We start from the raw sequence: 10,506 nt of genomic DNA, 5'->3' as shown, positions 1-10,506 counted from the left end.
ATTTACAAAGATTACGATTTGAATCGCCCTTATGACACAGGTGTAACCGTGGGTCAAGGAAACAAAACGACCATTTTTATAACTGATTTGCAAGCCGGATATTTGGTAAACCCAATGACGAACTTGAAACTTTTTGGCAGTTTTATTTATAGAAATTTTGATCCAAACCAAAACACAGCAACAGTCTTCAAGGAAAGTACCACTTGGTTTTCATTAGGAATTCGCTCTGATGTGTTTAACTGGTATTTTGATTATTAGAAATTCAATTCAATTATTGGAATTAAAATCTAAATATTTTTTAATCCAAGGATTATAGAAGTCAATATTCACAATGTCATAAGTAAAGGCATTGTGGTCAACTAATTTGAATGTTTTTAGAGCATTTTCGAAATCCTGTTTTAAATAAAAATTGATAGCTAAAGTCAAGAGCAAAACATTATATCTGCCTTTTTGAAAATAGTTCTTTACTACAGGAAAAACAGTAATGTTTATTGTTTCTAGGAAGTCTATTTTTTGTTTGTCTGAATTGTATATCCAAAGCAATCGGCTTGCGATAACTGCAAAATCAGCAATGTCAAACGGGTTTTCCAACCTGTTGAAATAGTCGTTAATTGCAAATGAATTTCCTTTTAAAATCATTTCCCAAACCCCAATTCTTGCTTTTAAAATAGAATGAATTTCATTATTAGAATGATTTAATTCGGTTGTTGCTATATCCAGATATTGTAATGCTTTTGGAATATTGTTTTCGTTAAATGCTTTCTGACACAAAAGAATGTTTTTGAAAAGCAATAAATTTGGTAATGAATTTTCTTGAACGGCTTCAAACCAAATTCCTAAAAAACTATCCAGATAATTTTCATTTACATAGGCTTCCAGCAAGCACCTTTGCAGGAGAATTGACTTGCCCATATTTTTTTCTACAAAGCGGATTACTTTTTGATTTTGTTTAACTGATTGAAAATAGAAGGATTGAAAACCTATCACGATATGTTCGTAAATATTTTGATTGTTGATGTCTAAAGGGATATATACAATTTGTTCCAGCAATTCAAAATCGTTGTTTTCAATGGCAACACTCACAATATTTTGAAATTGATACGCTCCAATAGAAGTTTTGATTGGTAGTTCTTTAATAGTTTCAAAAAGTAACTTCTGATAGCTTTTAGGATTGCTATTATACAACTGAATATTCTGATTGATTACATTTATATCAAAATGCGTCACGTGATTTTTAAAAGTATCCCAATTTTTAAAATCTATGGTTCTGGCTAAAGTATTCAACATAAATCTCGAAGAAGAGTTCTTGTTAGGAACCAAATCAAATAACCGACGAAATGTTGAGGTGCTAATCTTTATGTTCGTTTGGTTTTCAATGTTGAGACTTAATTTCTGGCAATCATAAGCATCAAAAATAACAACATCATATATTTCCTGAAGATAGTGTTTTAGCCAAGTTTGTTCGTTTTCGGTTATCGAGATAGGAGCAGGCATAATTCAATTTTCATCAAATATAAGGACGTTTTTCTATTTGAACTCGTTTGAACTCGTTTGAACACATTAATTTTTTATGTGAATTATTTTAAGATATAGATTTGTGGGAGAATTATAAAAAACAACATTATGGGAAAAGATAAAATTAATAAAACCTTAATTGATTTAAATGAAAATTTGAAGAAGAATTGTTGCGCTAAAGAAGTTACACTTTTTGATAAAAAACTAAAATCAAATGTAACAACTCATATTAAGCTTTATGATAAAATTAGTGATGCTTGTGAAGAAAATGATAATTACGAATGGTATTTATTAGATGAAATATGTAAATTAAATTGCAAATTAGTTAGACCTAACGGTATAGTTTGCCATAATTGTGAAATAGAATTTGATAAAAAAAACACAAAGTGTGTTATTTCATTAATTATAGATAATTCTGAAAACACACGATTTGGGCGAATTGATAAACTCGAAATTATTTATTAAATAAAAATACTATGAGGATATTTTTTTTAATTTCTCTTATTTTGCTGTCTTTTTGTTCAGCAAAAGGCCAAACTTCTTATCAATCACAGGGTGAAATATGTAATGAATGGATAAAAACAGCTAAATTTTCATTAATTGGGTTTTGTAAAATAAATAGTATCGAGTACAAATGTCATAAATGTTATAAAAAAACAAATGTTTCTAAAATTATTGTTTTAGAATATCCAAATTTTAATTTAACTACCGATCCAGTAAGTGCTAAATTTATTTTTAATCGATTAATGTTTGATAAAAAGTTTAAAGTATCTCTTGAAAATGTTTATGATACAAAATGTACAGAAAGTTATTCAGGAAATCATTTATGGGAAGAAACATCAGTTGAAAATTCTAAACATAAAATTATTTTCTCTAACAAAGAATTTCAAATAGAAGAAAAGGAATACTAAATTAGTTTCTCCACTTTACGAAGTCTCCGACTTCGAAGCCAAAAACAAGAGTAGCCACAAACAAATACCAAAAAAACCTCGCAGGAATTGCAAGGTTTTTTGTTAATTATAATGACCTTTAGCGGAGTGAATAAGTATTTTATCTTCAAGAACTTCATAAACAAGTCTATGTTCGATATTTATTCTGCGAGACCACTTGCCGTTTAAATCGTGTTTTAGGGGTTCGGGTTTTCCAGTTCCTGAATAAGGATGTTCGATAAGTTCGTTTAAAAGCACAAATATTTTCTTTAAAATGGCTTTATTACCTGATTTTTTATGAAAATCTATGTCGTTTTTGGTTTGGTTGGAAAAGTCTAAATGATACCTCATTACAATCCTAAAAAGCTTTGCAAATCTTCTTTTTTGACACGGGTAAATTTACCATCTTTAAACTCTTGTTCACTCTTTTTTATTTTTGCCACAAATTCTGGATTGTATGGTTTTTCTTTAGAGATTTCAAACTTGATTTTAAGAGCTTTCATAAATGCTTTTACAGCTTCAATTTGTGAAGCATCTTCGGGATATGCTGTGATATTAATTGGTTGCATAATTTTAAATTTTAAGATGCGTAAACTTATTTTACAATACAAAGATAAACAAAAAGTTGTGGTTTTTTATGCGGTATTTTTATTTGCCAAATCCCTTTTGATAAACTACTTTTGCAAAAGTTTTTAAAAAATAAAGCAAACTTTGAATAGTTCATCAAATACCATTTCCATAAAATCCATTTACACAGACTTCAAGGCAATCACTAAAGCAGGTTTGGCTATTAGTGTTGTTTTTTCGTCTATTGCCGGATTTATGCTGGGCATTCCTGATTTTCAATCTCTGGACTGGATGGTTTTGTTGAAATTGGCCATTGGCGGTTATTGTATGGTGGGCGCATCGAATGCTTATAATCAGGTTATCGAAAAAGACCTTGATGCCTTGATGGACAGAACGAAAAACCGTCCTGTTCCAGCAGGAAGAATGTCTCCGAATGCCGCTTTGGTTATCGCCAGCATTCTTACCGTTATTGGATTAGTGTTGCTTTATACCATCAATCCAAAAACGGCAATGTTTGGCGCGATTTCCATATTTTTATACACGAGTATTTATACTCCTTTGAAAACAATGACATCTTTGTCGGTTTTTGTGGGTGCTTTTCCGGGAGCGATTCCGTTTATGTTGGGTTGGGTTGCGGCAACGGGAGATTTTGGCATTGAAGCCGGAACCTTGTTTCTAATTCAATTTTTCTGGCAATTCCCCCATTTTTGGGCAATAGGCTGGTTTTTATTCGAAGATTATGAAAAAGCGGGTTTCTTTATGTTGCCAACAGGAAAAAAAGATAAAGGAACGGCATTGCAAATAATTTTATATACCGTTTGGCTTATTATCGCTTCACTTTTGCCAGCTTTGGGTTATACGGGACAGTTATTTATTTCGCCAGTTGCTGCGGTTTTTGTATTTTTGCTCGGACTTTGGATGCTTTATTATTCAGTAAGGTTGTACAAGTTAAGAAGTGCAAAAGCCGCAAGAACCTTGATGTTGGTTAGTGTTTCATACATTACTTTACTACAATTAATTTATATATTTGACAAATTCTTAAGATAGCTATGGAAATGACAATGACACAGGAGGAACACAAAGCAAGAACAGCAAGATCATACAAATTGTTGTTATTGTTCGCAATGATCAGTATGACGATGATGTTTGCAGGACTAACAAGTGCTTTTGTGGTAAGTAAATCTAGAGCCGATTGGTTGAAGGATTTTCAATTGCCAACAGCATTTTATTTCAGTACCGCTGCTATTATAGGATGTAGCATTACTTTTCATTTGGCCAAAAAAGCCATTCAAAAGGACAATCAAAAAGCAACAACTGCTTTTCTTTTGACAACTTTAGCTTTAGGAATTTTGTTTGTGATTTTGCAATTTGCTGGATTTAGCCAAATTGTTGCCAATGGCTATTATTTTACTGGAGCCGAAAGTTCAATTACAACAACATTCCTTTATATAGTTACGGTTGTGCATTTAGCTCACCTTGCTGGCGGATTAATTGCACTTTTAATTATAATTAACAAACAATTTAAACAGAAATATAATTCAGCTCAAACACTTGGTATTGAGCTAGGTGCGATGTACTGGCACTTTCTTGATTTATTGTGGGTTTATTTATTTTTATTTTTATATTTCTTTAAATAAGAAAAAATTGTAGATTTGGGAACTTTTTAACGAATAACTTTTTATGGATACAGTTACTACTAAAAATAGTGGAGAAAAAATTTGGGGAGGCGGAAATGAGCCTATGGGAGCTAGTTATGGCAAATTAATGATGTGGTTTTTTATCGTGTCAGATGCTTTAACATTCTCGGGATTTCTTGCAGCTTATGGTTTTTCAAGATTTAAATTTATTGAAACATGGCCTTTAGCCGATGAAGTGTTTACTCACGTTCCGTTTATGCATGGTAATCCACAGCCAATGCTTTATGTGGCATTTATGACTTTTATTTTGATTTTCTCATCTGTAACAATGGTTTTGGCTGTTGATGCAGGTCACCAATTGAATAAAAATAAGGTCACAATTTATTTGTTTTTAACCATAGTTGGAGGTTTGATTTTCGTAGGTTCTCAAGCTTGGGAATGGAAAAATTTTATCAAAGGTGAATATGGCGCAGTTGAAACAAAAGGAGGAAGTTTGCTTCAGTTTGTTGACAAAGAAGGAAAACGCGTTGCGCTTGATGAATTTGCTGCTACTTTGCCTGTAGAAAGAGAACAATTGACAAGAAATAAGGGAGATTGGTTTTTAGATGAAGCAGCTTTGCCAACTTATACTGTTGCCGAAGTGCAAGAAGGTTTCAAATCACATCCAGATTTATTGGTGAGAACTGAGACAATAAATGCTAATAAGCAAAAAACAATACTTTCTAGAGAGGAATCATTATCACGTTTGAGTGATGCCACTTTAGTTGTAGAAGGTGCAAACTTGACAAGAAATGAATATGGAAGTAAATTGTTTGCCGATTTCTTTTTCTTTATTACAGGTTTTCACGGTTTCCACGTATTTTCTGGAGTTGTAATTAATATCATTATATTTTTTAATGTATTATTAGGAACTTATGAGAAAAGAAAAAGTTATGAAATGGTAGAAAAAGTGGGACTTTATTGGCACTTTGTCGATTTAGTTTGGGTATTTGTTTTCACAGTTTTCTATCTAGTTTAATTTATTTAAAGTTATAATTATGTCACACGAACACGTATCTAACACAAAAAGAATTTGGACAGTTTTCGGATATTTATCCTTAATTACAATAGTTGAAGTATTTTTTGGGATTTTAAAACCTGAAGCTTTACACATGAACAGCCTTCTAGGTTTGTCATTACTAAACTGGTTATTCATTGTCTTGACTTTGGTAAAAGCCTATTTTATTGTTTACGCTTTTATGCACATGGAAGGAGAAAAAGCGACTTTGAGAAATGCGGTTGTTTTGCCTTTGATTTTTTTGGTAATATATTTAATTTTCATCCTTTTGACCGAAGGACATTATATATATGGTATTTTTAAAAACTCGACAATTAAGTGGAATTTTTAACAAAATATTAATTCAATAAAAAGGGTGCGCATTGCGTGCCTTTTTTTATTTTTGCATATTATATTTCGGCACAATTATGAAAAAAAATATTGTTCTCTTCGTTCTTTTTGTTTTACCTATTGTTGCCTATCTTTTTTTTGCATCGGGAATCAATAGTTTTACTAAATTACCCGTCATCACTCCAAAAGTTGCTGATTTCGGTAATTGGAAATCCTTGAAAAATGAAAAAGTATCTTTGGATAAAAAAATCACTATTCTTGGTTTTTCAGGTTCCAATATTTTAAAACATCGCGGTAATTTTTTTAATCTAAATGAAAAAATTTATCAGCAATACCACACTTTCAAAGACTTGCAATTTGTGGTTATTTGTCCTCTAGGAACTGAAAAGGATGCCCAGAAAATTGTCGATGCATTATCCGCATTTACGGATGTTAGCCAATGGCATTTTGTATTTACATCACCAGAGGAAATAAATACTTATTATAATCAACTGAAACTTGTTGGGAAACTGGACAATGATTTAGGAACTCCAAACGTTTATATTATTGATAAAGAAAGAAACCTGAGAGGAAGAAAGGAAAAGAAAGGTTACAAAGAAGGCTACAACACTTTTCATCCAGCTGAACTGAGCAATGAAATGTTAGACGATTTTAGGGTTATTTTATATGAATATCGAGCTGCTCTCAAGAAAAATCACAACGCAACTAAAGAACTTTAAAATAGATACATAATGCTTAAAAATAAATCATACATCTGGATTTCTCTTGTTGTCCTGATTTTCGGAATTTATGCAGTTCCAAAAATTATTGATAGGATGCAAAACGGTGAAATCGTAAAAGGCGATCGATTAGACAACGTTCCTAATTCTTCTAAAGAGAATGGAGAATTAATTAAAATGGGGGTTGCGCCAAAATTTGAATTGGTCAATCAAGATAATGTCAAGATTTCTAATGAAACCTATAAAGACAAAGTCTATGTTTTGGAATTTTTCTTTTCAACCTGTCCGTCAATTTGCCCGAAAATGAATCAAAGTATGCTGGTTATCGAAAAAGCATTTTTTGGAAATCCTAATTTTGGAATCGTTTCCATTTCTATCGATCCGGAACACGACACTCCAGCGGTTTTGAAAGAACACAGAGAATTATTGGGAGTAAAATCGTCTAATTGGAATTTTTTGACAGGAGATAAAACCTATATTTATGATTTGGCCAATAAAGGTTTTAATGTATATGTTGGAGAAAACAGCAAAGTTGGCGGAGGTTTTGAACATTCAGGATTATTTGCCTTGATAGATAAAAAAGGTAATATCCGTTGCCGAAAAGACGAGTTTGGAAACCCAATTTTGTATTATGACGGTTTAGATAAAAAAGGAGTAAGAGACATTCAACAAGATATAGCAATTTTATTAAAAGAATAAAGAAAGATGGAAAACAATTCCCTAGAAAAAAAATTTAGCAAGTTTATAGTAGCAGTATCAATTTTAATTCCTGTTGTGGTAGCGATACTTTTTAGTGTCAAATTAAAAGATTTTGGATTCAATGTCGAGCCACTATCATTTCTTCCGCCAATTTATGCCGCTATTAATGGAATCACGGCTATTGTTTTAGTTGCTGGAGTTTTAGCAATTAAAAACGGAAACAGAAAACTTCACGAGCGATTGATGACCACTGCAATTGCGCTTTCGGTATCATTTTTAGTAATGTATGTTGCCTATCACATGACTTCCGATTCTACTAAATTTGGTGGAGAAGGAATAATCAGATACGTTTACTTTTTCATTTTAATATCACACATTGTCTTGTCAATTGCCGTTATTCCATTGGTTTTAATAACGTATGTTCGGGCTTTGGCCAATACATTTGATAAACATAAAAAAATTGCTAAAATCACGTTTCCTATTTGGTTGTATGTTGCAGTTACTGGAGTAGTAGTTTATTTAATGATTGCACCTTATTATGTTTAGTAAAGTTAGAAGTGAGAAGTTAGAAGTTAGAAGTAAAAAAAGGGAAGTGAAAATATTTTTTTCTATTTTCTATTTTCTATTTTTTATTTTATTTTCTCTATCTGCAAATGCCCAATGTGCAATGTGTCGTGCGGCTTTGGGAGGCGATGCAAATAAAGCACAAGCACAAGCAGTAAATGATGGTATTGTTTACTTGATGGTGATTCCATATTTGCTTGTTGGAGTGATTGGTTATTATATTTACCGAATGAGAATGAAGAAAAAGCAACAATAATGTTAATTTTAAATCTGAAATCTAAACTCAGAAATCTGAATATTATCTGCAATTATAGAAAATACAACGTACAAATGAAAAGAACTATTTTATTTTTACTTCTATTCTACTCTATTTTAGCATTTTCTCAAAAAAAAGAAATCGCTGAAAATTTTTGGAAAGGCGATTTTGATAAAACAATAGAAATCGGGAAAAAAATTTTAGAGACTGAACCAAATGATTTTGAAACTATCTTGTTCATAGCAAAAGCAGAAAACGAAAAAGGGAACTTTAAAAATGCGATTCCTTATCTTGAAAGTGCAAAAAATTTAATGAAAGAAGATTGGCAAAAATCTTGGACACTTTTGGAAACTGCGAAAAACAGTTTTGGTGATGGAAACATTGAGGATGCTAAAAAGAATTATAATGAAGCTCTTAAAATTAGCGGAACAAAAAATTCAGTAAAAGAACTGAAGAAATTTGGAATGTTAACAGGGTTGAATGAATTTTATGATAATTGGAAAATTCGGGAATCAAAAAACATCATTTTCCATTTTGAAGATAAAATTAGTGAACAAGAAATTGAAAGAATTGTAAAAACGAGACAAAAGGCTTTTGAAGAAATCAATTCATTTTTTAATTCAAATCTGCCAAAGAAAATTGACTTCTTTGTTTGGGATTTAAAGGAAAGTTTCAACACAGTTTTAAATACAAATCTTGGCTTTTCAAATCCTGTTTTTTGTATTTCGCACAACCGTTTAATTCAAACTCCTGGACACGAAATTGCTCATAATGTTTCATTTTGGAAAAACAATAATAACTTAAGGACAAAATTTATCAATGAGGGAATTGGTGTTTGTTTTGATCAACAAAAAAATGATAAACTACAAATTGCACAAAAAGTTTATAAAAATAATTCGATTGACATAAAAGAAATTTGGAAAAACCAAACGAAATTGGGTGATGACATTCTTTATCCAATTGCTGGAGCTTTTGTGGATTTATTGGTTAAATATGACAAAGAGAAATTCTTTCAACTAAATGAAAATCAAACATATGAAAATGCTTCAAAAATTTATGAATCAAAAATTGACGAAATTATTGAAAACTTCACTCTAAAATTGAAACAATAATATAAATTCAAAATACTAAGGAAAATAAGTTAAAAAATCTACCAATTACTTATCCATAATCGACTCCCTCCCCTTCGGGGAGGGTTGGGGTGGGGATTACTTCAATCCATCCACGGCAACATTAATAGTTCCATTTACCTTTATAAAAGCAACAATAGCTTTATTCGTCAATTGTACTTTCTGAAATTGAATATCCTCCATTTTGCCGTTGACAAAAACACCAGGCATTGGCGAGTAATTTTTTAAATATGCTGCCATATTTTGTTTTCCTTCTTCCAGGTTAGGAATGATGGAATACCGGCAGCTTTCCTGAATTTTTCTCAAAACTATACCTTGAACTAGCCAGTTTGCGGTTCGCATTAATTTACTTTTGGTGTCTAATACATAATCTATTTTGTCAAAATAGAGTTCTTTTGTTTGCTCATTATATTGAGGAAATCCTGTTAAATAAATCGTTCCATTTACCGTTCCTAAAACATCTAGGGCAATGACCATTTTGCCTTCTTTGTGCCAAATATTTACTTTTTGCACAGTTATTTTTTTGCTTCCAGAACCAAATTCCTGTCCGAAAAAATTCTTAGTCATTATTCGGGATGCTTCGGCATAAGTAGAAACTGCAGCTATATTTGCTGTGATTTGATTGGGAATACGAGTCACAGGTTTTAATGTGATTTTTGTTGCATCAAATTTTGATTGGGGTTGGTTTCCTATCACTGTTTCCATAGTACATTTCATTCCCATTTCCAGCAAAAAGGTATCGTTTTTAAGTTTTGCATTAGTCGAATATATTTCGACAGGAACAATTCTAAGCCAGCTTTCATAAGTTTCACTCATTTGAAAAGGAGTGCAAATTTTTTCCAACGCTACTAAAACATTGGGTTTAAAATCCATCGATTTTTCGATAGCTGTATCGATTTGTTTTTCAATTTTCGATTTAAATAGTTTTACAGCAGGATTAATAAGGTAAGTTACTGGAACATTTTTTCCAAAGACAATCATTGTTGGGCTTTCATTCCAATCTAAATATTTCAGTTCAGTTTTTGTATTCAATTTCCAATTGGTCAAAGCAGCATCACTAATTAAAGTGACAATTCCGTTGAGATTAAATTCCTTAGTGTTAT

At 31.4% G+C, this 10,506-nt stretch carries 15 protein-coding genes and 1 pseudogene; 12 read left to right on the top strand and 4 right to left on the bottom strand.

Going from position 1 to position 10,506, the window contains the following annotated elements; genetic code table 11:
* Window positions 1–258, top strand: a pseudogene (locus PHC28_RS10625) (gliding motility protein RemB); the annotation flags it as partial.
* A gap of 9 nt (window positions 259–267) precedes the next feature.
* Here PHC28_RS10625 and PHC28_RS10620 read toward each other — a convergent pair.
* On the bottom strand, window positions 268–1,494 hold the full coding sequence (locus tag PHC28_RS10620) for a hypothetical protein (protein ID WP_300099861.1): 1,227 nt from the start codon (window positions 1,492–1,494) through the stop codon (window positions 268–270).
* A gap of 129 nt (window positions 1,495–1,623) precedes the next feature.
* On the opposite strand from PHC28_RS10620, the gene PHC28_RS10615 reads away from it, so the two are divergent.
* A complete protein-coding gene (locus PHC28_RS10615; protein ID WP_300099858.1) occupies window positions 1,624–1,980 on the top strand; it encodes a hypothetical protein in 357 nt (118 codons plus the stop codon).
* 11 nt (window positions 1,981–1,991) lie between these two features.
* Window positions 1,992–2,426, top strand: coding sequence for a hypothetical protein (locus PHC28_RS10610; RefSeq protein ID WP_300099855.1), 435 nt, complete (start codon window positions 1,992–1,994; stop codon window positions 2,424–2,426).
* A 102-nt stretch (window positions 2,427–2,528) separates the two neighbouring features.
* On the opposite strand, the gene PHC28_RS10605 is transcribed toward PHC28_RS10610, so the two are convergent.
* Window positions 2,529–2,795, bottom strand: coding sequence for a Txe/YoeB family addiction module toxin (locus PHC28_RS10605; protein ID WP_300099852.1), 267 nt, complete (start codon window positions 2,793–2,795; stop codon window positions 2,529–2,531).
* Window positions 2,795–3,013 carry a DUF2683 family protein gene (locus PHC28_RS10600; RefSeq protein ID WP_300099849.1) on the bottom strand — a complete coding sequence of 73 codons (219 nt, stop codon included), beginning with the start codon at window positions 3,011–3,013 and terminating at the stop codon, window positions 2,795–2,797. The genes PHC28_RS10605 and PHC28_RS10600 overlap by 1 nt, the downstream gene beginning before the upstream one ends.
* Window positions 3,014–3,155: 142 nt before the next feature.
* On the opposite strand from PHC28_RS10600, the gene cyoE reads away from it, so the two are divergent.
* The 9 genes from cyoE to PHC28_RS10555 all read left to right on the top strand — a co-directional run bounded on the left by cyoE (window position 3,156) and on the right by PHC28_RS10555 (window position 9,385).
* Entirely contained in the window at window positions 3,156–4,058 is a 903-nt protein-coding gene (cyoE, locus tag PHC28_RS10595) for a heme o synthase (RefSeq protein WP_300099846.1), read from the top strand.
* Between the two features lie 2 nt (window positions 4,059–4,060).
* Window positions 4,061–4,648, top strand: coding sequence for a cytochrome c oxidase subunit 3 (locus tag PHC28_RS10590; protein WP_300099844.1), 588 nt, complete (start codon window positions 4,061–4,063; stop codon window positions 4,646–4,648).
* A gap of 43 nt (window positions 4,649–4,691) precedes the next feature.
* Entirely contained in the window at window positions 4,692–5,666 is a 975-nt protein-coding gene (locus tag PHC28_RS10585; protein WP_300099841.1) for a cytochrome c oxidase subunit 3, read from the top strand.
* Between the two features lie 19 nt (window positions 5,667–5,685).
* The gene (locus PHC28_RS10580) at window positions 5,686–6,036 is read left to right on the top strand and encodes a cytochrome C oxidase subunit IV family protein (RefSeq protein WP_300099838.1); all 351 of its coding nucleotides are present in this window, start codon (window positions 5,686–5,688) and stop codon (window positions 6,034–6,036) included.
* 76 nt (window positions 6,037–6,112) lie between these two features.
* Window positions 6,113–6,754: a hypothetical protein gene (locus PHC28_RS10575; RefSeq protein ID WP_300099835.1), complete on the top strand. Its 642-nt coding sequence runs from the start codon at window positions 6,113–6,115 to the stop codon at window positions 6,752–6,754.
* A gap of 12 nt (window positions 6,755–6,766) precedes the next feature.
* Complete coding sequence (locus tag PHC28_RS10570) at window positions 6,767–7,453, top strand: SCO family protein (protein ID WP_300099832.1); 687 nt, start codon at window positions 6,767–6,769, stop codon at window positions 7,451–7,453.
* A gap of 6 nt (window positions 7,454–7,459) precedes the next feature.
* On the top strand, window positions 7,460–7,999 hold the full coding sequence (locus PHC28_RS10565; protein WP_300099829.1) for a DUF420 domain-containing protein: 540 nt from the start codon (window positions 7,460–7,462) through the stop codon (window positions 7,997–7,999).
* Window positions 8,000–8,051: 52 nt separating this feature from the next.
* Entirely contained in the window at window positions 8,052–8,273 is a 222-nt protein-coding gene (locus PHC28_RS10560) for a hypothetical protein (protein ID WP_367278019.1), read from the top strand.
* Window positions 8,274–8,347: 74 nt separating this feature from the next.
* A complete protein-coding gene (locus PHC28_RS10555) occupies window positions 8,348–9,385 on the top strand; it encodes a hypothetical protein (protein ID WP_300099823.1) in 1,038 nt (345 codons plus the stop codon).
* A gap of 96 nt (window positions 9,386–9,481) precedes the next feature.
* Here the strand turns inward: PHC28_RS10555 and PHC28_RS10550 are convergent.
* A partial coding sequence (locus PHC28_RS10550) for a DUF4403 family protein (protein ID WP_300099820.1) occupies window positions 9,482–10,506 on the bottom strand: 1,025 nt, incomplete at its 5' end.

It is taken from the genome of Flavobacterium sp., from assembly GCF_028712645.1.
GTDB lineage: Bacteria > Bacteroidota > Bacteroidia > Flavobacteriales > Flavobacteriaceae > Flavobacterium.
Note: the sequence above shows the minus strand (reverse complement) of the source record. Positions and strands in the feature narration are given on the sequence as shown.

What these genes read in the sequence shown, in the direction of transcription:
- PHC28_RS10585 (WP_300099841.1), top strand. Translation starts at nt 4,692, where the DNA reads ATGGATACAGTTACTACTAAAAATAGTGGAGAAAAAATTTGGGGAGGC.
- PHC28_RS10575 (WP_300099835.1), top strand. Translation starts at nt 6,113, where the DNA reads ATGAAAAAAAATATTGTTCTCTTCGTTCTTTTTGTTTTACCTATTGTT.
- PHC28_RS10610 (WP_300099855.1), top strand. Translation starts at nt 1,992, where the DNA reads ATGAGGATATTTTTTTTAATTTCTCTTATTTTGCTGTCTTTTTGTTCA.
- PHC28_RS10620 (WP_300099861.1), bottom strand. Translation starts at nt 1,494, where the DNA reads ATGCCTGCTCCTATCTCGATAACCGAAAACGAACAAACTTGGCTAAAA.
- PHC28_RS10570 (WP_300099832.1), top strand. Translation starts at nt 6,767, where the DNA reads ATGCTTAAAAATAAATCATACATCTGGATTTCTCTTGTTGTCCTGATT.
- PHC28_RS10600 (WP_300099849.1), bottom strand. Translation starts at nt 3,013, where the DNA reads ATGCAACCAATTAATATCACAGCATATCCCGAAGATGCTTCACAAATT.
- PHC28_RS10605 (WP_300099852.1), bottom strand. Translation starts at nt 2,795, where the DNA reads ATGAGGTATCATTTAGACTTTTCCAACCAAACCAAAAACGACATAGAT.
- PHC28_RS10555 (WP_300099823.1), top strand. Translation starts at nt 8,348, where the DNA reads ATGAAAAGAACTATTTTATTTTTACTTCTATTCTACTCTATTTTAGCA.
- PHC28_RS10565 (WP_300099829.1), top strand. Translation starts at nt 7,460, where the DNA reads ATGGAAAACAATTCCCTAGAAAAAAAATTTAGCAAGTTTATAGTAGCA.
- PHC28_RS10590 (WP_300099844.1), top strand. Translation starts at nt 4,061, where the DNA reads ATGGAAATGACAATGACACAGGAGGAACACAAAGCAAGAACAGCAAGA.
- PHC28_RS10615 (WP_300099858.1), top strand. Translation starts at nt 1,624, where the DNA reads ATGGGAAAAGATAAAATTAATAAAACCTTAATTGATTTAAATGAAAAT.
- PHC28_RS10580 (WP_300099838.1), top strand. Translation starts at nt 5,686, where the DNA reads ATGTCACACGAACACGTATCTAACACAAAAAGAATTTGGACAGTTTTC.